This is a genomic window from Egbenema bharatensis FJBBOT/2019, assembly GCF_048077055.1.
GTDB classification, from domain to species: Bacteria; Cyanobacteriota; Cyanobacteriia; order Elainellales; family Elainellaceae; genus Egbenema; species Egbenema bharatensis.
Window position 1 is genome coordinate 6,643,853 of the sequence record NZ_CP182236.1, and the last position, 26,756, is coordinate 6,670,608.

Sequence of the window (26,756 nt, forward strand, 5' to 3'; positions counted from 1 at the left end):
TTTACAGTGGCTTGCTAACCGTAGAACTTGATCAAATAGGTAAAACCAACAAGGTAAAACCACCAGGGTAGAACCAGGCTCAAGCAGAACAATTGCGATCGCCCAAGAATTGCGATCGCACAGAGAAATATGTCTTAAGAGCGTTGCTGTCCGCAGTCGAACTTCAGTAATGTGCAGATAAATAAGGGATGAGAACGACGAGCCTTATTGAGGCTGAGAGCCTGATCCAGGATACCCATTTAGGGATCGGGCATCACGAATCGAAATCACAACAGGTAACCTTCCCGATGAGGTTAGACTGGAATTGTAACTAAAGATTGCAAACAGTAATTAAATAGGTAGGTGTAGTTCTTATGGTTAGCACTGCCCAATCTTCCTACACAGATGAGCAAATTGCCGTTTGGTTGCGGGGGTTGTTAACGATTGCCTGGGCAGACGGACATTTTGATCCAGAGGAGCAGGAATTAATTAATGAATTAACCCAAAACGAACTAGCTCCTAAAGTCGAACTGGGTGAAATCGAAAAAATTAGTCCCCAAGAGCTGTCCCTGGCGCTGGGAGAAGACTCAGCAATGGCGGAAAACTTCATGCGAACTGCGGTGATGGTGGCGATCGCAGATGGCGTTTATTCCAGCTCCGAAGATGAGATTTTGCACGATTTTTGCGTTGCGTTGGAACTGCCCCCAAAAATTCTGGAGTCATTGCGCGTTACGCTAAACTACCGCCCAACTTCTCCCGGTGCGCCCGTCAATCAAACGGAACAACCCACTGAACCCTTGAAGCCCCTGCGCGAGTGGCTGGATCACCTGGAAGTACAGGATCCACGAGTCGCTCGTTTCCTCTGCAAAATGATTCCACCGCAGTGTCCGTTTGAGCGGGATGTGAAGTTGTTCGGGCAAAAAGTGGTTCATATTCCACCCATGTGTAAGCTGAACCCTTTATATGATCAGCTCGTAGGGCTACGATTCCGCGCTTTGACTTATCTGGCGGATGAATGTCAGGAAGATGTGACAAAGTATTGCTAAGGAACGCAAATTGAATCATCTGAAACTCTGGTGGGGTGGGCAGTGTTTCGACGGCTCGAGTGAGCGTTCGACTGAGCTCACGCCGAAGTCCGAAGTCTTGCCCGCCCAGTCCGTCAAGTAGAGCATTGTGTTAGTTATTTAATCCATAATCCTGAATGCGCATAGGGCTAATTGCTCGGCTTACGGAGATGCTGGTCGGATTCTGAAGCGCGCGCCGGATAGTTAGCGGATCTGAAGTGAACAGAGTCCCTGGGAAACTGATCGTCTGAAGGATCGGCAGGATTAGAGTTAGCCGTATCGGGATGAGCCTGATTAGGATGAGCGCGATCGGGGGTCAGATAATCACGAGGTAAATAGTCGTGAGGTAAAACGATCGCCGATTCAGCGGTAGAACCATCTTGCTGATTTTGCTGATTGTCCTGCTCATAGCGATGCCAAACTATCTGTTGGGGCATACCAATTTTAATGCCATGTTCTCCAAAGGCGAGACGAACCCGGAGGCGAAATTCTCGTCCCGCTGGCCATTGCTGTAGGGGTTGAGTGTCAATCCAGACGCGCAGAACCACCCCCTCATGAGAAACGGCATCGACCCCAATTATCATCGGCGGTTTGATTAACACTCGACCCCACTCCGGGTCTGCATACATTTCCTGTGCGACTTGTTCAATGATTCGGAGAGCTTCAGGAATGTTTGAATCATAGGCAACGGCAATCCGAAAATCGGTCCGCGACCAACTCCGGGTCAGGTTTTCTACCTGAGAAATGAGACTATTGGGAATGGTAATTAGCCGACCCTCGACATTGCGAACCTGGGTGATGCGGAGATTCATGTTCTCCACCAAACCATCCACATCACCGATCGCAATCCAATCGCCAATCGCATATTGATCTTCACACAAAATCAAAAACCCATTCACCAGATCTTTGATCAGGCTTTGGGACGCTAACGAAACTGCAAAGGCAACGACCGCACCCAAGGTCAGGACAGAGCTGATAGGGACTCCAGCATAGCTTAAGACTCCACCCACACCAAAAGCGTAGATAAAGAAAGTCTTTAAACCTTTAGTGGCTCGGATGATAGTCGAAATTCGCAGCGATCGACGCTGATTATCTTCAAAAGCAAAGAGTTCATTTTGCCGCCATGCATCGGAAAAGCGGTTAATGATAATATCCCCTAAGCGATTGACAAAGCCCAGCAAAAACAGAATCAACAGTAGGGCGATCGGTAAACGCAACAATCCCTCGGCAATGATTTCAGTTTCGGGAAACAACCGCAAAATCCAGATAATTCCTCCGACCCAAAGGAGCATCTGTCCCCATACCAGCAGCCACCGGATGGATTCACTCCAGGACAATCGACCTTCCAGGCTGAACTGAGACTGAATCGCAGAAATAAAATCAAGGCGATGGGCAGCTCTGGAGGGGGCATTTAAGGTGTTGGCCTTTGTCTGGGTTTGCGCCGCTTCGGCAACCATCTGGGCTTTCAAATCCTTCCGCCTGATGCCAATCCAGTTTTGCAATAGCCACAAGGCCGCACTCACGACTAAAATGCTGACCGCAATTCCGACTGCCTCTTCCCGACGCTGTTGAAAGACCTCTGGCTGTCTGGCCAGCAAAATTCTGGATAGGCGATCGTTCAGAATACTTTCCCAATTCCGCGCTAATTCCTCTGGTGTCACCCGATGGTATCGAGCATCCAGGTCTGTGACGGTCAAAATTTCCTGAGGCTCAGGGCGAAAATCGTCTACGGCAACCAGGGTAATCTGATTGTTGACAATTTGCGTTTCCATGCGGAAACTGTCTGGATCAAAAACCGTGACGTATTCTGAGTCCACTTCGGAAGCTGGAGTTGGCGCAAAAGCAATCACCTGACGCAGATTTGCTTCAATGGTTTCCGCCCGGACTTCCACCGGAGTTCGACCTTCAGGGCTGCCCCGATCGGATACGGTTAAAGCCACGACCCGAAACAGTTCCCGGTTTTCGAGCCGAACGGGTGCGGTCTCGATCGCCCCCATCCGCTGTACTCCCTGAGGTAAATTCACTGAGTCTGACTGGATCGGTAAGGATAACTGCCCCATCGCTGCTGGCACCCAACCTACAGTGAGTCCGAAGGTCATCACCCCCAGGATAAAGACAAGTCCTAATCGCCGTCTGAGCTGCAATCCTCTGGCTCGCGGGGTGAACTGGATAGACTGAATGAACTGGATAGACTGGACGACTCTGGCAATTTGCCGAACTCCTCGCATCGATCGCTCCTTGGATAGAGGGGTAGACCGTTTGCTGCCCTACCTATACCGTATATTACGCAATTGTTACATAGGCTACCAAATTCCCCTAAATTTCCCCATCCCCCAACTGTACGATGCGGCAAACCGGAAATGTATCGGAAAAAATCCTGCTCCTGGAAAAGGCAGCGATATGATCGCATCGGAAATACTTGATTAATTTAGCGATCGGACTGCTTCCCGGATGCCCACGCACAATTCACGCACAGTTATTGAGTGAAGGAAAACTTAAAGATGGCTAAGAATCTATTGGAACAGCTACGAGAGATGACGGTCGTTGTCGCCGATACCGGGGACATCAAGGCGATCGAGAAATTTAAGCCCCGTGATGCCACAACGAACCCTTCGTTGATTACGGCAGCGGCGCAAATGCCGGAGTATCAGAGCATTGTGGATGCTACTCTGGTTCAAGCCAAGGCAGACGCAGGAGAAGGAACCTCCGATCAGGATATTGTTTCCCTGGCGTTTAAGCGGTTGGCAGTGGCTTTTGGACTAAAAATTCTGGAAATTATTCCGGGCCGAGTTTCCACCGAAGTCGATGCCCGCCTGTCCTACGATACCGAAGCCACGATCGCCACAGCCCGCGAATTGATTGCTCAGTACGAAGCCGCAGGCGTTTCACGGGATCGGATTTTGATCAAAATTGCTTCCACCTGGGAGGGGATCAAGGCAGCAGAAGTGCTAGAGAAAGAAGGAATTCATTGCAACTTGACCCTACTATTCGGGATTCATCAGGCGATCGCCTGTGCCGAAGCAGGAATCACTCTGATCTCGCCGTTTGTGGGACGAATTCTAGACTGGTACAAAAAAGACACCGGACGCGACAGCTATCCCCCCGAAGAGGATCCTGGCGTAGTGTCTGTAACGGGAATCTACAACTACTACAAGAAATTTGGCTACACCACAGAGGTGATGGGAGCCAGCTTCCGTAACATCGGCGAGATCACCGAACTGGCAGGATGTGATCTATTAACCATTTCTCCGGGACTGCTGGCTGAACTGCTGGCAACGCCTGATGAGCTGCCCCGAAAACTGGATCCTGAAAAGTCTAAAGCAATGGACATTGAAAAAATTTCCATTGATAAAGCCACATTTGATCAGATGCATGCAGCCGATCGGATGGCTTCAGAAAAACTGGATGAGGGGATCAAAGGCTTTACCAAGGCTCTGGAAAATCTGGAGCAGCTCCTCGCCGATCGTCTATCTCAACTGGGCAGCAGTGCAACGCTGAATCATGCCGCAGAGGATATGTTCCACGTCTATGACCTGGATGGGGATGGATTCATTACCCGTGAAGAATGGCTGGGAACCGATGCGGTGTTTGATGCCCTCGATGTCAATAAAGATGGCAAAATTACGCCAGAGGAAATGGGCGCGGGTTTAGGGGCAGTGCTCCATCTGGTGAAAGCGGGTTGAGATCGGCTGACCTGACTTGCCCTTTGTGAACCCGGTGGCTGCAACATCACATCTGTAGGGGTTTGGCACTGCTAAATTCCTACAGATGGCAATGGTCGTCTCTTGTGGGGTGAGCATTCTTGCCCACTGAAATTGTGAGTGAGCATCTTGCCCACTGAAACTCTTGTGGAGTGGGCATCTTGCCCGCTCAGTCAGCAAAGCAGAACAGAGCACAGCTTATTGAATCCCCACGTCCTGATTAAGTTTGCATTCCTTGACTATTTGGGGATCGCAGGACGATTTACAAAATCCTTATTCGATTCCGGCAGCAATTCCAGGTGATCCCCCGCTTTTCCAAGCTATGAAATCTGAATTTGTAAACTTACCACTAAAGAGATATTGCAAATCGTAAATTATTTTTGCAGAATTGCAGAAATGTTTAAGATAGGTTAGGATTCAGTTTGGTGTTCGTCGTTCCAGTTCCAGTTCCGTTCTGAAGTAGTTTCGGTGGAATCTGATGGGCGATATGCAGGATTGCCATCCCACGTTATTCTCATTCTCTCGAACTTGTTCCAGACATGAGGTTCAATCAAGCAAATGTGCTTACTCTGCGTGTGATCTCGGCGATCGTCTTTGTTTTCGCTATTAATTCTGCTTTTAGTACATTTCCTTAATACCGCTAGCTAATTCCGATTATTAATTCTGAATTGAATGTCAGCATTTAATTGCATTTAATAACCATTTACCCACCTGACTTTGTGCTCCTCACCACTAACCAGGAAAGGTTTCATGACTGCATCCGAATATCATTCTTCAGAGTCTACTCAGTCCAGTCCGCTTTCAGAAGCCGTACGGCAAGCGGTCGAAGCTGAGTTCGCTCATCATCATTCATCCCATCATTCGATCGCCACTGCGGATTCAGGATCATCAGGATCAATTGATCCCCACATCGATCCCCATACTGATCCCCGCTTTACAGCAATGGGGATTTACGTTACAGTGCACGGTCACTTTTACCAACCCCCCCGCGAAAATCCCTACCTGAACACCATTGAGCGGCAACCCAGCGCAGCTTCCTTTCACGACTGGAATGAGCGCATCCACTACGAGTGTTATCGTCCCAATGCCTTCGCCAGGGTTTTAAACGATCGGGAAGAAGTGATTGGGATTGTTAATAACTTTGAGTATCTCAGCTTTAACATCGGCCCAACCTTAATGAGCTGGTTAGAACGGCATGATGTTGAGGTATATCGGCGGATTATCGAAGCCGATCGCAAAAGCTGTGAACGATTAAATGGGCACGGTAACGCGATCGCGCAAGTGTATAACCACATCATCATGCCCCTGGCCAGCGAGCGAGATAAGTACACTCAGATTCGCTGGGGTAAAGCCGACTTTCGATCGCGGTTTGGGCGGGATCCCGAAGGAATGTGGCTGGCGGAAACAGCGGTAGACTATGCCACCCTGGAAGCCCTAGTCCAAGAGGGGATCAAGTTCATCATCCTGGCTCCCTCCCAGGCTCAACGCTGTCGTCCCATGCCCACAGCAGATCACCCCAACCCCGAATGGCGAGAAGTGGGCGGCAGTCAAATTGATCCGATTCAGCCCTATCGCTGTTATTTACGAGGTCAAGATCATTCCTCTGATCCCCACTCCCCACTCCCCACTCCCCATCTCCCCTACATCGACATCTTCTTCTACGACGGCCCCATCTCCCGCGATATGGGCTTTGATGATGTCTTGAGTAGTTCGGGGCACTTGGCAGGGCGAATTGGCCAAGCTGTCCGAGGGGATCATCGTCCCTCTCAGCTCATTGCGGTGGCGACGGATGGGGAAACCTTTGGGCATCATAAGGGGGGAACGGAGAAAGCCCTGGCCTACGCCTTTACCGAAGAATTTCCCCGACGGGGTTGGACGGTGACTAACTTTGCCCATTACCTCAGCCTGAGTCCACCGACCTGGGAAGTGGAGCTGAAACCTGTAACGGCCTGGAGCTGTTCCCACGGGGTCGATCGCTGGCAGGAAGACTGCGGCTGTGGGGGCGGTGGCCACTGGAATCAGAAATGGCGTAGACCCCTGCGGGATAGCCTGGATTGGCTGCGGGATCAATTGGTCAAGGTGTACGAAGAGACGGGACGGAAGTTTTTTAATGATCCCTGGGCGACGCGAGATGAATACATTCAGGTGATTCTCGATCGCAGTCCAGTCAACATCAATCGGTTCTTTAGTCGCCATCAAGTCCGCAGGCTGACGGGAGCAGAAAAGGTGGATGCATTGCGGTTGTTGGAAATGCAGCGTCATACCTTGCTGATGTACACAAGCTGCGGCTGGTTCTTTGATGAATTGTCTCGGCCAGAGGGCACTCAGATTTTGCGCTATGCAGCCCGGGCGATCGAGCTAGCCGGTGATGTGGCCGGTGTGCAGTTAGAAAAAGGCTTCATCCGACGGTTAGCAGCAGCGCCCAGCAATGTGGAGTTTTTCCAAAACGGGGCAGAAGTGTATCGGCAACTCGTGCTCCCGTCCCAGGTGTCCCTTGGTCAGGTGGCAGCCCACTATGCCATTACGTCTCTCTTCACCAGTTATCCCAGGGATGAGCGCGTCTACTGCTATACCGTGCACCAGTTGGATTACCAGCTCCAACGGTTGGGCAATCTGACCCTGGCAGTGGGACAGATTCAACTCACCTCGGAAATTACCTGGGAAAGTGGCAATCTGATCTTTGCCGTGCTGCATCTGGGGGGATGGGACTTCCATTGTTGCATTCGCCCCTTCAGCGGACGACGGAACTACAGCCAGATGAAGGATAGCCTGTTTGATGCGCTTCGCCAGGCCAGTGCAGCTCAAACGATTCTGGCCATGAATCGCAGCTTTGGGGATCAGTCCTACAGTTTGCAGAGTTTGTTTGCTGAAGAACGCCACCGGATCATGCGCCTCCTGAGTCAGGAAACCTTGACGCGCCTCGATCAGCTATACACCCAGGTGTATCGGGATAACTACGGGGTGTTGGTGGCCTTCCATCGGGATACGCTAGATGTGCCCCAGGAACTTCAGGTGGCTGCCGAGATTGCCATTAGCCATCGGGCGATTACTTCCCTGCAAGCTTTGGAGCGGGAAGCCAGCGAATTCCCCTTCAGCAATCCCCAGGTCTGCTTGAGCCATCTGATTGAACTGGAGGCGATCGCCGCTGAAGCCGATCATCTCCACTGTCAGTTAAAGCTTCCAGAAATTAAGCAAATCCTGGAGCGCATGGTGTATCGATCGTTTCGTTCCCTCTTAACGGGGCTGAACTCCACGACAGTCGAAGCCGATATTCAGTGGATCAATCGCCTCCTGGCTCTGGCGGATAAGCTGCACCTGCATCTGTGCCTCGATCGCACCCAGGAACTCTTCTTCCAGATTCTCCATACCCAAATCCTGCCGCAGCTTGGGGAACATTATCAGGAGGGTAAATTATCCTCTAGCTCTGGTATTTCCCTGGCGATCGGCTCTGCCAGTTCATCTAACCCTGGTTCTGCTAGCAATGGTCATACCGCACAAGTGGAACCGACCGTAACGATTGAAACCCAATGGACTTCAGCCCAACTGCGGCAACTCCTCCTACTGGGGCAAAAGCTGACGATCGATGTGCAGTACTGGTTAGCGGTGTTGAATTAAGGGGGAGTAGGGGCGCACTGCTGTGCGCCCCTACAGGGAGTGGGGAGTAGGGGCGCACTGCTGTGCGCCCCTACAGGGAGTGGAGAGTGGGAAGTTGGGATCAGTCCTCTTCCGGCGGCACAATACTAAACGAACCATCCTCTCCCTGCACAATCTGTCCCCCGATCGCCTCAATGCGTTGAACTGCCGTTTGGCGTGTCACATCATCGGGAGCCGTTGTCAGTACCATCGTCCAGGCAGCAATCTGGGCAAATTTGCTGTCGGGATTGTTCGCCAGAAAATCTGCTGTTTGTTGCGATAAGTCCGCCACTCGATCGCTGGCTTCCGATGTAGAAGCCCGGCCCATTCTGCGGCGGTTTCAAACGATCGCCTTGCCCCTGCTGCATCATTGAGAAAGAGCAACTGATCGATCCCCAACTGTCGGAGGGCGTAGTAAGCGCCTGGGGGTTGATCTGCCCAAGGGATTCAATTCCCCGTTGGGCAATGGCGATCGTTCGTTCCGGTTTTCCGGCATAGATGGAAGTGCTGGTCGAGAGAAATGTATAGGCCAGCAGAAAGTTGGGATTGCGACCAATCACCACCTCAAAGAATTCTGGACTCAACCGATAATCCGTTTTACTGCGGGCTGGCTCATCGCCAAAATACTGTAAAAATCGCAGGAACGCCCAATCCGACAGCAAATTATCAAACCCAAAAGCAGGCATTCGCTGAAGTACTTGCAACTGAAGCCGCTCTGCCTCCACCGCCTGGTTCACCTCTGCCACCGATAAATCTGCCCCGGATTCCAATTGGCGCAACTGAGGCAGCTGAAATGAAACGATCGCTACAACACAAGCCGCCATAACCAGCAAGCCTACAATAAGCGACCTCCACTCTCGAACCAAACCAGCCTCAAATCGTCTAACCATCTAACGCCCTCTCCTAACCCAACATCAAGCTCCCATCCCCCTCGCTCACGGCCCCGCCCCTTCCCTCGATTATGCCCCCACTTCACCCCAAACCTATCCCCTTCCTGCACAGGTGCATTGCGATCGTCCCTACTTTCCCCTTCCTGTACGGGCGTATGCGATGTGCCCCTATTTTCTACTCCCTGCACGGGCGTATTGCGATGTGCCCCTATTTTCTACTCCCTGCACGGGCGCACAGCAGTGCGCCCCTACTTTCCACTCCTCACTCCTCACTCCTCACTCCTCACTCCTCACTCCCCCGATACACCTCCCACAAATTTGGTCATTCTAAGAGTGAAAGTGTCAAGATCAAAATACGCTGCCAAACCGTCCTGAACTCTCTATGACTGATTGTTCTCCCACACCCACCTCCATCGCTCATCACTACCATGAGCGCACTAAGTATCATCCCAAAACGATCGCCAATCGAGACTTTGACTGGACTAAGCAACCTGCCCCTTTTAAGGAATATAAATTTGGCACTGCGCTAGATTTAAAGTCCTACCTGACGGAAAAGCCAGACCCTTCGCCCAATAGTAAAAGCTGGCAACGCCTATCTCGGCTGTTGTTCTATAGCTACGGGCTAACAGTGCACATGATCGCCATGAATGGTGAGCCGATCTATTTCAGAACCACTCCCTCCGCTGGCGCACTCTATCCAGCCGAAGTGTACCTTGTTTCACGGGGAACGCCACTCCTACCCGCAGGACTCTACAACTATCAACCCCAAACCCATTCACTCCTGCACTTCTGGGACAGCGATGTCTGGACTGCACTACAACACGCCTGCTTCTGGCATCCCAGCCTGAATGCAACCCAGGTTGCGATCGTCACCACTGCCGTATTTATGCGATCAGCCTGGCGATATCAAGACCGAGCCTATCGGCGAATTTTTCTGGATACCGGGCATTTGCTGGGCAATATTGAGCTAGCCAGTGCCATGAACGATTTTCGGCCGCACCTGATTGGCGGATTTATTGATGAGTCCATGAATCAGCTGCTGTATCTTGACCCGGAACAGGAAGGAACAGTGGCGGTTCTGGCCCTGGCAGACCTGCTGGATCTGTCCCAAAATCTTCCCCTGGCTCCTACTGCCCTGCCCTCCGCGACACAAACTGATTTTCCCCACCTGCCCGACGGAGAACTGCTAACCTATTTTCACCACGCCACCCAAATCACTGCGGCCCAAGATCCTGGAACCCTGCAATGGTCTGATCCCGCTCAACTCAAGGATCAGTCCACTCAGCCCGACAAATACAACTTTCCTTTCTGCCTCAAGCTTTCCACCCAATCTCCGCCGATCGCCTGGGGGGAACAGTTAGAGCGACTGGAGAAAACCATTTTGAAGCGGCGATCGACCCGTGCCTACAGTGGTGAAAATCTGACGCGGGATGAACTCAATGCCCTGCTTGACTTCACCTATCATCCTCAAAACTATATTGAGCAGGGGCTAGACCGCACCCCCGATTATTTTGATCTAAATTTAATTGAAACCTTTATCGTGGTATCCGGAGTCGATGGACTGGAAGAAGGTTGTTACTATTACGCTCCCAGAGCCAACGAACTCCGCCAGATGCGGTTCAAGAATTTCCGACGACAACTCCATCGCCTGTGCTTAGGACAAAACCTGGGACGAGATGCAGCGGCGGTACTGTTCCATACAGCTGATCTGAGGAAAGGCCGTTTCAGCGTATGGCGATCGAGTCTATCGCTATCTCCATATGGATGCCGGACACCTGGGGCAACGGTTGAATCTGGCAGCGATTCGCCTGGGATTGGGAGTCAGTGGAATTGGCGGCTTTTTTGATGATGAAGTGAATGAAGTGTTGGGGATTCCAGCGGATGAAGCGGTGTTATACATCACCACCCTGGGCCGACCAAAGTAGATTGGACTGAGGGAATCAGGATAAGACTCAGCAGGTATGATGGGGTTACTTTCTTATCTTTAAATGTGGTAGTTGCCTTCAACAGATTACAGGTTGAATAGGGTGATCAACCGATCGGTTCGCCGCAACTTGCTGCCTCAACGCTCATCGCTGCAATCATTCTAGCTGCGGGACGGTGAGTCCAGTTTCATATAGATTGATCGGTTAAGACAGGCTGAGTGTTGTAAGCTCTTTACGGGCTTTAGCTTGCTTGGATTCGCTGAGGAATGCCGATTTAATAATCTGTAATTAGCTTGTGGAATGTGGCATCCTGCCCGCCCAGTCAAAGCGGCAAAACAATGCTACAGGTTATTTCATCCAGGATCCTTAACGTTTCATCTGTTGCCATACCCATGACTGTCCAGAGGTTTCACCGTGACTTCCAGTTCATCTTCTTCCATCAATCAAGCTTCTTCCCGCGATGAATTGCGAGAACTGGTTCGATCGCAACTTGCAATGCTGTTACATCAGGGAAACTACGAAGGAGCCAAATCCTTACTGGTTCCCGTTCAGTCTCCAGATATTGCTGAAGCCATTGCTGGGCTGCCAGAAGCGTTACAAGCGATTGCCTTTCGATTGCTATCCAAGAACCGATCGATCGAAGTCTTTGAATACCTGGATACGGACACTCAGGAAAATCTGCTGGCCGAGTTCAAGCGGCAGGAATTCCGTGAAATTGTCGATCAAATGTCGCCCGACGATCGGGCCCGCTTATTTGATGAACTCCCTGCCAAATTAGTATCGCGCCTGCTAAATCAATTAAGTCCTGAAGAGCGAGATGCAACGGCATTGTTGTTGGGCTATAAACCAGGCACCGCCGGGCGGATGATGACCCCAGAATATATTGCTCTGCGGCAGGACTTTACCGTTGAACAAGCCTTTGATCAAATTCGGCAGCAGGCCCACGTTGCTGAAACCATCTATCATCTCTACGTCACAGAAGCCGATCGCCACTTAATTGGCATTCTCTCCCTGCGAGATCTGGTGACGGCCCAACCAGATCAGATCATTGCCGATGTCATGACCCGCGAAGTTGTCTCAGTGCATACCGATACAGACCAGGAAGAAGTGGCGCAAATTATTCAACGGTATGACTTCATTACGGTTCCAGTGGTTGATGCCGAGGAGCGTTTAGTCGGAATTGTCACCGTAGATGACATCCTGGATGTGGTGCAGGCAGAGACAACCGAAGATATTTACACGCTGGGTGGGGTTGAGGCAGGGGAAAAGGACTACTTTCAAACCAATTTATTTACTGTGGCGCGGCGACGAGTGGTGTGGCTGTTTGTGCTGTTGATTACCAACACCGGAACGATTACCGTCATTCAACAGCAGGAAGAGTTGCTTGAGCAGGTGGTGGAACTAGCTGCCTTTATTCCATTGTTGATTGACACCGGGGGAAATGTGGGGGCACAGTCCTCGACGGTGGTAATTCGCGGGCTGAATACCGATGAAGTGCAGACGCGCAATGCTTTAAAGATTATTCGTCGAGAGGCGATCGCAGGCACTTGCCTGGGAATCATGCTGGGGGTGGTGGTAACGGTTTGGGCCTATGTGCAGGTTGACTTTGGGGTTGCCCTGGCGGTAGGGGTCAGTTTGTTGGCGATTTCTCTATTAGCGTCCGTTGCAGGGGCAGCCCTCCCCTTCCTATTCAAAGCTCTGAAGTTTGATCCCGCCCTGATGTCCGCCCCGTTTATCACGACGATCGTTGATGTCCTCGGTGTTTTCATTTATCTCTACGTGGCTCGGATGATCCTGGGATTATAGGGTGCATATTAATTATGGGGCGCATGGTGGTGCTCATGAATGGATTATAGGGCGCACGGCAGTGCGCCCCTACTGGGCTGATGTCCTTGGGCTTTGGAACAGTCATTGTCGATCATCCTTCATTCGGCTCCTGGGACGATCGCTGATCGGAAGGGTGATTGGGGTTATGTCCCTGCATTTCCTTCACATCAAACAGGCTAATCAAGACTCCGGCGATCGGAATGGAGAGAAACACACCGACCAGCCCAGCCACCCTGGCTCCTAACAGCAGCGCAAAAAACAAGACGACCGGGTTCATGTTGATCGACCCTTGCATAATTCGCGGCATCAGCAAATTTTCCTCCACCTGCTGAAGCAAAATGCAGCCCACCAGCACCTTTAAACTGAGCCAAATGCCCTGAGGCAGAGTGATCAGCGCAACTAAGGAAATCCCGATCGTCGCACCGATGCCTGGGATCAAGTCAAACACCCCGGCAAGCGTGGCCAGTACCAGGGCGTAGGGAATATCCAGCAAAATAAAGACCAGGAACGCTGACAGCCCAAAGAAAATGGATAGGAGCAGTCGTCCCCAAAAGAAGCCGAGAAAATTTTGGCGAATCGCCAGATTTAATTTGTCCTGAAATGAATTGGAAAAGCGTTGCAGAATAAAGTTCCACAGCCGCGCCCCATCCAGCAGCATGAAGAAAGAAATGACTGCAATGATAATTAGATTCAATAAATTAGCCAGAACGCTTTGCAGGGCAGTTAACCCAAAGCCCAGCGTGGTCAATGCCTGAGTTTGTAGTTGTTCTTCGATCGTGGTGAAATCAACGTTGAGATTGCCCCTGGACAGGATTTGCTGTAAGTCATCGAGCAGGGAAGTCACCGTGTCCGTCAGTTGAGGGGCTTGTTCTATCAGTTGCTGGGCTTGAGAGGCGATCGCCAGTCCTAGGGTGGCAGTTAACCCGGCAATCAGCAAAAGACTGAGGATGAATACCGTGATCACCGCAGGACCACGGGGCATAAAGTGGCAAACCCACTGCACTGGAAAATTGAGCAGGAAAGCAAAAATTCCAGAGAAAATAAAAATAACCAGAATGGGTTCAAAATAAGCTAAAACCTGAGCAAACCCCCAGCCCAATGCCAAAAGGAGCAAATATCGCAGCAGCTTAGAGTTATTAAATTGATCCCAAAAACTGCTTTGTTTTGGTGGTTCGTTCATAGCGGTAACTTACTGCGGGAAGTAGATGATCGGATGCCAACTGCGGCGCAGCAGCTCACCCGCAAAACTGGGGACAGAAAGCTCTACCAGCTTCCCGATCGAGTCTGAGGAAAGGGTAATCGCACTAATGTCATACTCCTGAGCAGCCATCAGAATTTCCAGCACCCGCTCACCATGCAGGACAGCGTGGTGGGTAGTTAACCCCAGCTGAGCCAAATCCGTTTTCACTGCCTCCAGCGCAACTTCAGCCTTTTTCGCTTCCTCGGCATTGATCAGGTCAGAAACGCCCCGTCTGCCCCCTTCGCCAATCACCCAGCATAACAGGCATTCCTGCAAAGATTCAGGTGGACGGTTTTGAGCGCGTTGCTTAATTTGCGTCACCAGATATTCTGCGGTCTTACTGCCATCGTAGGGGATCAGAAAATAGCGGAACAGGTGTCGGCAGCGTAGATCCAGCTCCTCAACGGTGTAGGTCGATAATAGTTGGGGTCGGAACACCATGAGGGGAATCTTAGCCCGATTACACAGTGCGATCGTCGTACTGCCAAATAGCTTTTCGGTGAGTAAACTACGACTCTGAGTGCCCAGCAAAATAATATCGCTTTTATAGGTTGAAGCTGTACTGAGAATCCGCTCAATCTGCTGACCCACCTGTACTTCAATATGAACCTCCACTCCCTCTGGCACATTGGTTTTAGCAGCCGAGAGTCGATCGCGGGCAGCATTAATCTCTTTTTCATCAGCACGGGGAACTGCCTGATCCCCCGAAAGGGAGACAACGTGCAGAAAAACCACCTGCTTGATGCCGCTTTCGGACAAACTGGGGACAAAGTCAACCAGACGTTGCAAGCCGTCTACAAAGTCCGTACAGATTAGGAGGCGTTGAAACATGGTTTGATGAAGCAGAGTGTATAGAGCTAATGTAAGACAAATCTCTCATAACCCTAACACCCCTGGCTCTTTCTCGATAGCCTCTCCAGATAGAGCAGACGCTTAGAAGCTGTCCTCGGGTTAGACATTCGCTCAGTGGCGATCGAAATTGGGGGTCGATTCAATGAATGACGATTAAGACGATTAAACTGAATTGCTATTGAAGGCAGTAGCTCTATTCAACACAAGTGCTGTTAGGCACTGTTGGATGATGTTGGGCGAAGCCGTAGCGTGCTGTTCTGTGAAGGCTGGGTGCGTTGCGCGCTCCCTAACGCATCCTACAGACAGGACGATGGACAAGTCTTGCTACTGAGTAGCGGTATTCAATGTAGTAGAAAAACGTAGTAGAAAGAAAGTTGGTATCAAACGGTGTATGGGAGCGATCGAACGGTAAGTACTGCCATGCCTAATCTAGAAAGCTCTGTGAGAAGCGAACGAACTTCATCCAGTCAAACACCCAGCATCATACAACTTGAACCCTATTTGCTCCACTCGCTAAACCTTACCAGTTTAGATTCGCTAGTCTAAATTCACTAGTTTAAATTTAGAGGACTACGCTTCCAGAAAACGAACTCTAAAAAATGAACCTTACTTGGATGACCCTTGAGGAAACGAGTTGTCGCCCCAGCATCCCCAGCTCCTTTCCGTCCTGGAACAAAGCAAGAGAGGGAGGTCGCAACTGCGCTCATAGTCCTAAAAACTGGGATTGGATTCAATCCCCCATTGATGCTTGAGAAAATGTTTGTACATGGTTTCCCGCAACATCATCTGCTCGTAGAGCTTGATGAGAAACTGTTGAGCTTGCTCACGGCTCATATGTCCGACCTGATCTTGAAACGAACGCAAATTGAACTGTTGTTCCAAAGTTAGTTCGATAGGCTGATCCATTGTTCTGACCTCCAAAGGAGAAATTGGGCGGTAGAAGCAACAGCAAACCTTTTGAGGCTCTATCCGCAAACCGTCGGGGCTTTTGACTTCAAAAACTCCATCGAGCTTTCGGATAGATACTGGGTGAACACTCCTAGGTTGAACTGAACCTGGAAGGCTGACCTAGCGATGTTGCTGCTTCTTGATCAATGACCTGAATCTGAATCTTACGTGTAAGTCTGCCCAGAACCGGTCAAAAACTAGAATGTATTAAAAAAGATAACAATCGTTTGACAAAATGACCACCCCCTTAGGTGTATTTTTTGTGAACTTCTAGGTATAGGTTTAACGTCCCTTCATTCAATCGGTTTCATCCTTAAGACTGAAAAACCAGCCATTTTGCCGGATGCTCAATTGAAATTGAGGTATTTCTAGCAATCTCAACCTCACAAGAATGTTCTGAGTGAACAAAACTTTACGTTTGCAAGGAGGATGGGCTTGAATTTGTCCGAGTTCTCCAGTTACCTGATCTCAACAATCCTTGCTGGAACAATTCCGCATGGCTTTGATCTAATGTCATTAATTATTTATGAAGAAAATTGAGTAGAGTTAATCAATATCATCAGGAATCTATATCGGTGAGCAGGAGTTTTACGATCGCATCCACTCAGTTGAATCCTGGCAAAATTAATGATTAAAAATGTAGCTTGATTTACAAAAAACCTAGTTTGTTTTTGACTGATATTGTTTCAGTTAAACCGTATACAAAATTAAGCTTTTCTATGGCTGAATTGAACTTATACCAATTCAATCTAAGGTTGCCCATCATGCCAACCCCTCCCAACCTCCCCTGGATAAGGGGAAGAGCCGCAGGCGGTAGGGGAAATTCTATCCAGCGAGACTTAATTTCTCTGCTGAATTAGCGCAAAAGCAGATTTTCGTAGGGATAGCGGTAACGCCGATAGCCCCATCCCGACGATAGCTTTGGACAATCCAGCCGATCGCCCCTGCCAGATTAAACGCCGACCTACTTGAGTTTGACCAATCTGAATCAGACGTAATCCTAAAAGCAATTGAGTTTCTACTAAACGCATCAGGCGAATTTTTTCTAATCTTTCAGATTCAAACTGATAGCTCTCCAGGTAAGAAATTTTGTCTTTAAGATAGGGAATGGCTCGATGGATTCCTTGTTGTTCTGCATGAACCCGATATTCCATCAGGCGATCGTTTAAGTAATATCCTGTTTTTCCAGCCAGGGCAAGGCGAACGCACAGATCATTATCTTCACAATTTTGCAGATTGGGTCGCATATATCCCACTTCTGCTAATGCCTCTCGGCGAAATAGGGTTGCGCCAATTTGCAAACTTTGCTGGATAAAAACCACTTCTAATAGCTCTGTAATGATTCCTTCCGTTAACGCACTGCGCCCCCAACGCTGTGAGTTTAACTCAGTGGCCCTGAGGTCGCGTTGATTGAACGGATCAATAATCCAGTGATCTGTTCCGACAAAGTCCACTTCTGGATGAGCGTCCAGGATGCTGGCTGTTTTGCTCAGAAATGCTGGAGTCAGGCGATCGTCGTCGTCAAACTTAATGAAATAATCCCCCGTTGCCGCTTCAAACCCCGATCGCATATTGTTACTTTTGCCAATATTGTGTAAATGCCGAATGTAGCGCACTCGTGAATCCTCAAGAAACCGTTCCATTACCGCAGCAGTATCGTCGGATGAACCATCATCACAAACAATAATTTCAAACTGAGATTCGGTTTGCTCTAACACACTGGTGATAGCAATCGGAAGCAATTGCGATCGATTATAGGTTGGGATACAGACACTAATTTTGGGGTTCATGGTGATTCAGTTTAAGAGTGAGGGAATACTAGTTGAGGGATAGGGAATGGGGAATGGGGAATGGGGAATGGGTAGTAGGGTGGGCAATGCCCACCAATAGATGGGTAGTGGTAGGCAATGCCCACCAATAGTAATGCCCAGTAATAAGTGGGATGAGCATTGATCTATCTCATCCTGAGCTAATCCTGGTTCACTATTAGACTTCCCGACGAAACGGGTACACTAACACGCTGTTTGATTTAGCTGATAAGGGTTTGAACATTCATGAAAGTATTGATGCTCTCCTCAACCTTCCCTTCCCCACCCACACGGGGCGGGACACAGGTGAGAACGTTTAATTTGCTAAAGTATCTGCGCCAATCCCATCATGTCACCCTGTTGACCCTACAGACTCCAGAAGTTACAGATGCAGAAATTGCGGCTCTGCAACAATCGGTGGATGAGCTGGTAGTGTTTTCCCGTCCCCCCGATCGAACGGCAGGCACAATGGGGAAACTGGCTCGCTGGGCTGAGTTTGTTGGAACTGGAACCCCTCCCAATGTCCATTTGATTCATCTCCCCTCGGCACAAAATTGGCTGGATCAGGCAGTGGGCAATGGCAAGTTTGATGTCATCACCTGCGAACATTGCGTCAATGAGGTGTATGTCCGACCTCAGTGGCTGTCTCAGGTGCGGACGATCGTGAATATTCACAGTTCGGTCTATGGCACTTGCAAAAATCTGTTGGCGACTGGAACTTCAGAGCATCTCTGGCGCGATCGACTGAATCTGCCTTTGCTGTATCGCTATGAGCATCGCTACTGCCAAAAGTTCTCAGGCATTGTCGTGACAACCGCCGAGGACGCGCAACAAATTCGCAGGTTCAATCCTGATGCTGAGATTGCCGTGATTCCAAATGGTGTTGATTTCTCCCACTTTCCCTATCGAACCCAAGATCCTGGTGGACATCGGCTGGTGTTTATTGGCGCAATGGACAATGTAGCGAATATTGACGCAGCCCGCTTTCTCAGCCTGGAGATTTTTCCAGCCATTCAGCAACGCTATCCAGACACGACCCTGGAACTGGTTGGCTCTCGTCCGGTTCCAGACGTAAAAGCGTTAGGAGAAATTCCAGGAATTACCGTAACCGGGCAAGTGCCTTCTATGGCAGATTATTTGCATCGGGCAACGGTATGCCTGATTCCCATGCGAACTGGATTTGGGATTAAGAATAAAACGCTGGAGGCAATGGCGGCTGGAGTGCCTGTGGTAGGGAGCGATCGAGGGTTAGAAGGGCTGGCAGTTGATCAGACCAATGAACCTTTACGGGCCTGGCGAGCGAATCAGGTTGGGGAATATGTGGAAGCGGTCGATCGACTGTTTCAAGAGCCTGAGTTACGAATTAAAATTTCCCAGGCAGCTAGACAGTTTGTGGAACAAAACTATACCTGGGAAAGTGCGGGAAGGCAGTATGAAAAAATGGTGATGCAAGGAGGGTAAACGAACCAGCGTTGAAGGTTCATCTCACCGTTCAGGTCGTTTTCTGCGCCGTGCAGGCATATCTAAAAGGAAAAAAATGCAGCCAAGGGTGAATAATAGGCTGCCGCCAAACAGAATTAAATCCTGTACTGAATGGTTCATAAAGACATTGAGAGCGGCATCCAGGGTAAACAGAAGCGAGCCCAATAGAAAAAACCAGTTGCCGAGGTTTGTCAGCATATCGCTATAGAGTGCCCATTCAGGAAAGAGAGGATTAAATTCCCAAAAACAGTTTAGCCACGTTGAGGTAGGCCAGAATGCCCAAAATATCAACGATCGTCGTAATAAACGGGGCAGACATTAAGGCTGGATCAAAGCCCAGCCTGTGGAAGACAAAGGGCAACATCGCTCCAACGGTGGCTGCCAGTACTGCAATAATTAAGAGACTGATGGCAACCGTAAAGGCGATCGCAGCCTGACCGACAAAGGCTAAGGCGACCCCAATCACGATGACTCCCAAAATAATTCCCAGAGAAGCACCTGCCAGCGTTTCCCGAATCACCACCCAAACCGGTTTTTTATAACGCAGTTCATCGGTTCCCAATCCCCGAATCACTACGGTAGAAGACTGGGCCCCCACATTACCACCCGTATCGATTAGCAGTGGCGTGAAAAAGGCCAGGGCAACGACTTCATCCAGCACCGCTTCATAGTTTGACAGGATGAATACCGTTGCGATATTCGTCAGAATCAAAACCATCAGCCAGGGAATCCGGCGGCGCACTACGGCTGGAAACTTAATCTCAAAATAGTTATCCTCCTTATCCGCCTGCACCCCTCCCATTGTGTAGATGTCTTCCGTGGCTTCCTGTTGCACCACATCCAGCACATCATCAATGGTGACAACCCCCAGTAACAACTGCTCATGATCGACGATCGGCAGGGCTAACAGGTCGTACCGCTGAATCAACCGGGCTACCTCTTCCTGATCGGTATCCGTATCAGCGTAGATCACATCAGTTGTCATCACTTCACGGATGGGCTGATCCGGCGATGCCAAAATTAAATCCCGCAGGGAAATCGTACCCACTAGCTTTTTAGTGTCACCCGTCACATAGACGTAATAGGCAACTTCCCGATCTTCTGCCAGCCGACGGATCCGCTCCTGAGCCTGACTGGCGGTTAGATTATCCCGGATGGAAATATATTCCGGGGTCATCATTCGTCCGGCGGTTCCCGGTTTGTAGCCCAGTAACAAAGCTGTCGCTTCCCGCTCTTCTGGAGGCAACTGGGAGAGAACTCGTCGCACCAATTTGGCAGGCAATTCATCAAACAGGTTGGCTCGATCATCTGGAGCCATGCTTTCCACAATATCAATGGCTTCCTGATCGCGGAACTCTTGCAGTAAAGATTGCTGAACTTCTGGGCTGAGGTATTCATACACCTCGATCGCTTCCTGCTTTTTCAGCAGACGAAAGGCCAGAATTTGCGTTGACTGGGGCAATTCTTCGATCGCCTCAGCAATGTCCACTGGCTGCACTGGAACCAATAGCGACTTTACACCCTCGTAGTTTTTTTGCTCCAGCAGCAGCTTGAGCTGTTCCCGCACAATGTGGCGCAACTCACTTCGAGAACCCGCAGGTATTACGGCTTGTGAATCCGTCAAGGGTTACACTCCTTCCATCTGCAAAACTATAGATTCATCCCGCACCAACATTCCTGTTACAGGAAAGATGGGAAACTGATTGACTGACAAAACTCCTGAAACCCTCATTCTCCCGTAGGTTGGGTAAAGCCGTTCCGGCATACCAGAAAAGCGATAGCGTAACCCAACAGAACATAGACTGGTGTTGGGTTTCACGTTGTTCAACCCAACCTACGGGAAAAGATTTGTCAGGCAACCAGGATGGGAAGATCATCTGGTGGGTTTCCGTCTCATCTCCCCATCTTCCTGCATTAAGCCCAATTACAGAGCTTCATTAACAATCTGACTGGCTTCATTAATGATTTGCGCTAGATGTTCTTCGCTCTTGAAGCTTTCGGCATAGATTTTGTACACGTTCTCTGTCCCTGATGGCCGAGCCGCAAACCAGCCATTGGCTGACGTTACTTTTAATCCACCGATCGCTGCGCCATTGCCAGGAGCCTTGGTCAGTTTATCAGTGATCGCATCCCCTGCCAGCGTAGAGGCTTTAACATCTTCAGGAGCGAGCTTGCTAAGACGGGCTTTTTGTTCTGGCGTGGCTGGAGAGTCCACCCGATTGTAGTAGGGTTTGCCCAACCGAGCCGTGAGATCCTGATAGTGCAATCCAGGATCTTTGCCTGTTTTGGCCGTAATTTCAGCCGCCAGCAGTCCGGGAATGATGCCGTCTTTGTCAGTCGTCCATACTGTACCATTTTGACGCAGGAAAGTCGCTCCGGCACTCTCCTCTCCGACAAACCCAAAGGAGCCGTCCATTAATCCTGATACAAACCACTTGAAGCCCACAGGCACTTCACTCAGTTGCCGACCGATTTCCTTTGCCACCCGATCGATCATGCTGCTGCTGACCAGGGTTTTGCCAATCCGGGTATCCGGCGACCAGCCCGTGCGGTGGGTAAACAAATACCAGATGGAGACAGCAAGGTAGTGGTTGGGGTTCATTAACCCGACGCTGGGGGTGACAATCCCGTGGCGATCGGAGTCGGTGTCGTTGCCAAAGGCGATATCGTAATCATCTTTGATGCTGACCAGGCTGGCCATGGCATAGCGGGATGAACAATCCATCCGAATTTTGCCATCCCAGTCCAGGGTCATAAACCCAAAGGTAGGATCCACTGCTCGGTTCACGACGGTCAGGTTTAAGCCATAGTGATTGGCGATCGGTTCCCAGTAGCCCACATTAGAACCGCCGAGGGGATCGACTCCAATCCGGACTCCAGCCGCTCGAATGGCTTCCAGATCGATCACACTGCTCAGATCGCTAACGTAGGGCGTAATGTAATCGTAAACGTGAGTTGTGGGCGCGCGAAGGGCTGATTCATAGGAAATCCGTTTGACTCCCTTGTTACCGTCGGCGATTAGCTGATTAGCTCGTTCCTGCACCCACTTGGTAATTTCCGGTTCTGCTGGCCCACCGGAAGGGGGATTATACTTAAACCCACCGTCCGTTGGCGGATTGTGGGAGGGCGTGATAATAATCCCATCGGCTAATCCCGTCGTTTTGCCCTGGTTGTAGGTCAGAATGGCGTGGGAGATCACCGGCGTTGGGGTGAATTGAGCATTGCCTTCCGTTGGGGCAATGAATACCTCGACCTCATGGGCTGCCAGTACTTCCAGGGCAGTCTTCTGGGCAGGGCTGGAAAGGGCGTGGGAATCCATCCCCATGTAGAGCGGCCCGTTAATTCCTTTACTTTGGCGATATTCGATCACCGCCTGAGTCACGGCAAGAATGTGATCTTCATTGAATGTGCCATTGGCGGCGGAACCTCGATGCCCCGATGTACCAAAGCTGATTTGCTGGAGGGGATTAGCAGGGTCAGGACGAAGGGAGTAATACTCCTGCAATAGTTTGGCAACGTCAATTAAACTGTCAGCAGGTGCAGGCTTGCCCGCTAAGGGGTTGATTTTTTCATCTACGGTTTGCATTCGCGCGCTCCATATCCCGTCATGGTTTGCCACGTTAAGGATATCGTGAAATGCTGCGAAACCTCAGTGTGGAGAACGACCCTTCAACGGATTAAAATCAGGATTTTGCGATTCCTTGATTTATTCCTTCATCAAAGCATGATCGATCGCCCCCAGGCTCATGAGCGTGGTTCGCTGGGAGAGAGACAGCCCCTTAGCTCCCGTAATCACCATGCCTTGGTAGGGACGATCGATTTGCAGAGTCTGAATTTCTTGTCCGGTTTGAATATCCCAGAGCTTAATCGCCTCATCGTTACTGCCACTGGCTAGAAGCTTGCCATCGGAGCTAACGGCCACCGACTGCACCCGCCCCGTATGGCCTGGAAAAGTCTGGAGGCACTCACCCGACTCCACATCCCACAACCGCACGACGCGATCGTCACTACCACTGGCCAGGGTTAGGCTATTGGGACTGAACGCCACCGATCGAATTCCCTTGCTATAGCCATTGAGAGTCCGTAGCTCTGTGCCCGTTTTGACATCCCAGAACCGCACCGTTCGCCCTACACTACTGCTGGCTACCGTTTGCCCATCGGGACTGAAGGCGATCGAGCGAATCCAGTGGGTGTGACCTCTCATCACATGGAGACATTGCTGGGCTGCCACATCCCACAGCCGCACCATAAAATCGCCACTGCCGCTGGCCAATAAGTTGCCATCGGGACTAAACGCCACTGACCACACCCAATCCGTATGGCCTTCCAGGGTTCCCAACAACTGCCCCGTCGCCACATCCCACAGCTTGATTGTCCGATCGCTACTGCCCGTTGCCAGAACTTGCCCATCTGGACTGAACGTCGTCGAATGCACCCCATCCCTATGACCCGACAACACCTTGAGGCACTGGCCGGTCGCCACGTCCCACAACCGAGCGGTATGATCCTCCCCCCACTGGCCAACAGCCGCCCATCGCTGCTAAACGCCACTGACCAGATGCGGTTCGTGTGTTCCGACAAGGTTTGCAAGCATTGCCCCGTTTCCACGCTCCAGAGCCGAATCGTCCGATCCTCACTACCGCTGGCTAATAGGCGACTGTTGGGGCTGAAGGCCACCGATCGCACCCCCCTGGCGTATCCCTGGAGGGTTTTGAGGCACTGTCCTGCTGTGTTCCAGATCCTCACCGTCTGGTCATCACTGCCGCTAGCCAACGTTTGGGCATCCGGACTGAAGGCCACCGATCGCACCCAGCTTGCATGACCATAGAGAATTTTCAAACAGTGTCCCGTCGCTACATCCCACAGCCGCACCGTTTGATCTTCACTGCCACTGGCAAGCATTTGACCATCGGCACTAAAGACCACCGACCAGACCCAGCCAATATGTCCAGCTAATGTGTTCAAACAAGTCCAGGTTTGCGTATCCCAGAGCCGCACAGTGCGATCGCTACTGCCCGTTGCCAGCAGTTGACCATCCGGGCTAAAGGTGACAGATCGAACCCCGCGATGATGGACATTCAGGGTTTGAAGACAGTCTCCCGTATCCACATCCCAAATCCGCACGGTTTGATCACTACTGCCACTCACCAAAATTTTGCCATCGGGACTAAAGGCCACCGATCGCACCGTCCGCGTATGCTGTCTCAGCACCCCCAGGCACTTCCCAGTCTCTACCTCCCAAATCCGCACCGTCCGGTCTTCACTGGCACTAGCCAATTTTTTGCCATCTGCACTGAATGTCACCGCCCGTAGCCAACTGGTATGGCCTTCCAGCGTCTTCAGGCAACGACCGGTCTTCACCTCCCACAGTCGAATCGTCTGATCTTCACTTCCCGTGACCAGCAGTTGACCATCTGGACTGAACCGAATCGATCGCACCCAATCCTCATGGCCCTGCCAGCTCAATTGTTGTTCTCCCGTCGCCACATTCCACAGATGAATTTTGTAATCCGTATCGCCTGTAGCTAAGAGTTGGCCATCGGGGCTAAAGTCGATCGCCAAAATGCTGCCCAGGGTTTCGGCAAACACAGTCTGGGATAGATCCGCCTCTCGAAAATTCACGCCCTGCAAGGTCATATCTTGCAGATAGGCCTGCCGCACCACTAACCGAGAAAAATCTCGATCGCTGACATCGGCTCCCATTTGCCAGAGCAGATTCAGGACATTACCCGTTAAATACCCTGGCTTGAGCGGTGATTGCTGTCTCCAGGTTGCAATCAGATCGAACAGACGCGACTGAATGGCATCTTCCGTTTCCAGAACCGTCAACAATTTTTCCTTTAAGGGGTGCAGAATCGATCGCAGTTGGGTTTCCCTCAAGTAGTCCTGCGTTTGCGCCTGAATCAGGGGATGGCGATTGAACAGCACAATCTCACCCTGCTGAATTTCCTGCCCCATGTGCTCCACCAATCGATCGGTTGTGTACTCCATCACAACGGGCTGGAGGGAAAACAAAACCTTATGCCGCTTCACCAGCGATCGCCGTCCCAGGGATTCCAATGCTTCCTGGAGTCGAGGTTGAGGAACCAGGGGAACCATATTTTCCCGTAGATCCTTCAGGGAAACTGGCTCCCGGCTGATGGACAGCCAATATATGATGTCTTTTTCAAACGCTGATAGACGGGTAAACTGCTGATCCAGCAGCGTGGTAATCCCGCCAAACACCCTGGCTCCCTGCTCCAAAAATTCTGCAATGCTACCAAACAAATCCTGAATCGTACTGGAAACAATTTTGAGCGCGAGGGGATTGCCATCATACAAATCGACGATCGCCTGACATTCTCCATCCGTTTCAGGCTGAATGCCCCGTTCCCGAAAGATCTCCCGCGCATCCTCAGGGCTTAATCCTCCCAGGGGATAGGAACGCACCTTTTTCCCTTCCAGGCTGACCAACTCCTTCGGTTTTTCAGCACTGGTGAGCATCAAGCAGCTTTGATGGCAGACCTGCGCTACTCGCTCAATGAATTCTCCATAATCTTGATACCCCGCCTGGTAATTGCCCGCCAGATCCGCCGCCTGCAATACCGCTTCCATGCCGTCCAGGACAATCAAACACCGATGTTGGCTGAGATAATCCAGCAACCACTTCAGGCGATCGTGTTCCGGTACATCCATCTCTTGTCCATTGGACAGGGCTTGAATCAGTTCAAGCAGCAGAATTTTGAGGGGAGGGGCATTCTCCAGCGGATGCCAGACGCACCGCTCAAACTGAGGTTGAAGACGTTGAAACAGCTTGAGGGACAGGCTGGATTTGCCCATGCCACCAATCCCCAGCAGGGCAATCAACCGGCAGCGATCGCCCCGAACCAGTTGCTCGAGTTCTGCCAATTCCCGCTCTCGCCCGTAGAAAGTATCAATGGCGATCGAGTCTGTTCCGGTGGATGGCGTTGAGTCCAGGTCGATCGACTGCCTCGATTCCGGGGGAGTCAGGACTGCCAGGGTTCTGGAGCCATTCATGGACTGGGATGGTTCTGGCTCAAAGCGGGTTTCCGGGGATTGGGGCGATCGGGTTGGTGCCCCTGCCGAGGAGGGCTGATGGGGTGGTTTTTGGGATTCAGCAATCAAAATTTGCTGAAGTTTGGCTAATTTACCAGGGCCGCTCCCCTCGATCTCAAATTTTCGATAAACCTCACCCAATCGCTTGCGGACAGCAGTTGGATTGATCTCCAAGTCCTGGGCAATCTCTTTCATAGACTGACCCGTAATGGCGAGGGCTAGCACTTCCAGCTCGGTGTCAGACACGCCATAGTGATGCGCGATCGCTTTAAGAACCTTTTGAGGAATCACAGTGTTACGCTCACACCTGGGTAATCAAATGGGCAATGAAATCAAGGACGATGAAGACGA

General features: G+C 50.8%; 16 protein-coding genes and 3 pseudogenes. 6 read left to right on the plus strand and 13 right to left on the minus strand.

The genetic code is table 11. The annotated features are described in order from the left end of the window. Window positions 1-353: 353 nt before the first annotated feature. Window positions 354-1,025, plus strand: coding sequence for a Mo-dependent nitrogenase C-terminal domain-containing protein (locus tag ACM1PF_RS30855; protein ID WP_416670279.1), 672 nt, complete (start codon window positions 354-356; stop codon window positions 1,023-1,025). Window positions 1,026-1,192: 167 nt separating this feature from the next. On the opposite strand, the gene ACM1PF_RS30860 is transcribed toward ACM1PF_RS30855, so the two are convergent. Next, the gene (locus ACM1PF_RS30860; protein WP_416670281.1) at window positions 1,193-3,271 is read right to left on the minus strand and encodes a mechanosensitive ion channel family protein; all 2,079 of its coding nucleotides are present in this window, start codon (window positions 3,269-3,271) and stop codon (window positions 1,193-1,195) included. 273 nt (window positions 3,272-3,544) lie between these two features. Here ACM1PF_RS30860 and ACM1PF_RS30865 point away from each other — a divergent pair, with 273 nt between their 5' ends. Beyond that, window positions 3,545-4,726, plus strand: coding sequence for a transaldolase (locus tag ACM1PF_RS30865; RefSeq protein WP_416670283.1), 1,182 nt, complete (start codon window positions 3,545-3,547; stop codon window positions 4,724-4,726). A 768-nt stretch (window positions 4,727-5,494) separates the two neighbouring features. After that, the gene (locus ACM1PF_RS30870) at window positions 5,495-8,359 is read left to right on the plus strand and encodes a DUF3536 domain-containing protein (RefSeq protein ID WP_416670285.1); all 2,865 of its coding nucleotides are present in this window, start codon (window positions 5,495-5,497) and stop codon (window positions 8,357-8,359) included. A 100-nt stretch (window positions 8,360-8,459) separates the two neighbouring features. On the opposite strand, the gene ACM1PF_RS30875 is transcribed toward ACM1PF_RS30870, so the two are convergent. Continuing rightward, a complete protein-coding gene (locus tag ACM1PF_RS30875; protein ID WP_416670287.1) occupies window positions 8,460-8,588 on the minus strand; it encodes a hypothetical protein in 129 nt (42 codons plus the stop codon). Then, window positions 8,563-9,267 (minus strand): hypothetical protein, encoded by a 705-nt coding sequence (locus ACM1PF_RS30880; protein WP_416670289.1) that lies wholly within the window; start codon window positions 9,265-9,267, stop codon window positions 8,563-8,565. The genes ACM1PF_RS30875 and ACM1PF_RS30880 overlap by 26 nt, the downstream gene beginning before the upstream one ends. Window positions 9,268-9,649: 382 nt before the next feature. On the opposite strand from ACM1PF_RS30880, the pseudogene ACM1PF_RS30885 reads away from it, so the two are divergent. Continuing rightward, window positions 9,650-11,192 (plus strand): annotated as a pseudogene (locus tag ACM1PF_RS30885) (SagB/ThcOx family dehydrogenase). Window positions 11,193-11,606: 414 nt separating this feature from the next. After that, window positions 11,607-12,998 carry a magnesium transporter gene (gene mgtE / locus ACM1PF_RS30890; protein WP_416670291.1) on the plus strand — a complete coding sequence of 464 codons (1,392 nt, stop codon included), beginning with the start codon at window positions 11,607-11,609 and terminating at the stop codon, window positions 12,996-12,998. 112 nt (window positions 12,999-13,110) lie between these two features. Here mgtE (ACM1PF_RS30890) and ACM1PF_RS30895 read toward each other — a convergent pair whose 3' ends face one another. The 5 genes from ACM1PF_RS30895 to ACM1PF_RS30915 all read right to left on the minus strand — a co-directional run bounded on the left by ACM1PF_RS30895 (window position 13,111) and on the right by ACM1PF_RS30915 (window position 18,009). After that, a complete protein-coding gene (locus ACM1PF_RS30895; RefSeq protein ID WP_416670293.1) occupies window positions 13,111-14,199 on the minus strand; it encodes an AI-2E family transporter in 1,089 nt (362 codons plus the stop codon). A 9-nt stretch (window positions 14,200-14,208) separates the two neighbouring features. Beyond that, a complete protein-coding gene (locus ACM1PF_RS30900) occupies window positions 14,209-15,090 on the minus strand; it encodes a universal stress protein (RefSeq protein ID WP_416670295.1) in 882 nt (293 codons plus the stop codon). 732 nt (window positions 15,091-15,822) lie between these two features. Then, a complete protein-coding gene (locus tag ACM1PF_RS30905) occupies window positions 15,823-16,017 on the minus strand; it encodes an NblA/ycf18 family protein (protein ID WP_416670297.1) in 195 nt (64 codons plus the stop codon). Between the two features lie 881 nt (window positions 16,018-16,898). Next, window positions 16,899-17,849, minus strand: coding sequence for a glycosyltransferase family 2 protein (locus tag ACM1PF_RS30910; RefSeq protein ID WP_416670299.1), 951 nt, complete (start codon window positions 17,847-17,849; stop codon window positions 16,899-16,901). Window positions 17,850-17,877: 28 nt separating this feature from the next. Beyond that, on the minus strand, window positions 17,878-18,009 hold the full coding sequence (locus ACM1PF_RS30915) for a hypothetical protein (protein ID WP_416670301.1): 132 nt from the start codon (window positions 18,007-18,009) through the stop codon (window positions 17,878-17,880). Between the two features lie 104 nt (window positions 18,010-18,113). Here ACM1PF_RS30915 and ACM1PF_RS30920 point away from each other — a divergent pair, with 104 nt between their 5' ends. After that, window positions 18,114-19,328: a glycosyltransferase family 4 protein gene (locus ACM1PF_RS30920; protein ID WP_416670303.1), complete on the plus strand. Its 1,215-nt coding sequence runs from the start codon at window positions 18,114-18,116 to the stop codon at window positions 19,326-19,328. Between the two features lie 253 nt (window positions 19,329-19,581). Here the strand turns inward: ACM1PF_RS30920 and mgtE (ACM1PF_RS30925) are convergent, their stop codons facing one another. From mgtE (ACM1PF_RS30925) to ACM1PF_RS30945, 5 genes and pseudogenes are all read right to left on the minus strand, one after another. After that, on the minus strand, window positions 19,582-20,973 hold the full coding sequence (mgtE, locus tag ACM1PF_RS30925) for a magnesium transporter (protein ID WP_416670304.1): 1,392 nt from the start codon (window positions 20,971-20,973) through the stop codon (window positions 19,582-19,584). A gap of 300 nt (window positions 20,974-21,273) precedes the next feature. Next, entirely contained in the window at window positions 21,274-22,935 is a 1,662-nt protein-coding gene (gene pgm / locus ACM1PF_RS30930) for a phosphoglucomutase (alpha-D-glucose-1,6-bisphosphate-dependent) (protein ID WP_416670305.1), read from the minus strand. Window positions 22,936-23,055: 120 nt separating this feature from the next. Then, a complete protein-coding gene (locus ACM1PF_RS30935; RefSeq protein WP_416676874.1) occupies window positions 23,056-23,649 on the minus strand; it encodes a WD40 repeat domain-containing protein in 594 nt (197 codons plus the stop codon). 111 nt (window positions 23,650-23,760) lie between these two features. Then, a pseudogene (locus ACM1PF_RS30940) lies at window positions 23,761-23,832 on the minus strand (hypothetical protein); the annotation flags it as partial. Window positions 23,833-23,900: 68 nt separating this feature from the next. Beyond that, window positions 23,901-26,696, minus strand: a pseudogene (locus ACM1PF_RS30945) (NB-ARC domain-containing protein); the annotation flags it as partial. Window positions 26,697-26,756 lie beyond the last annotated feature (60 nt).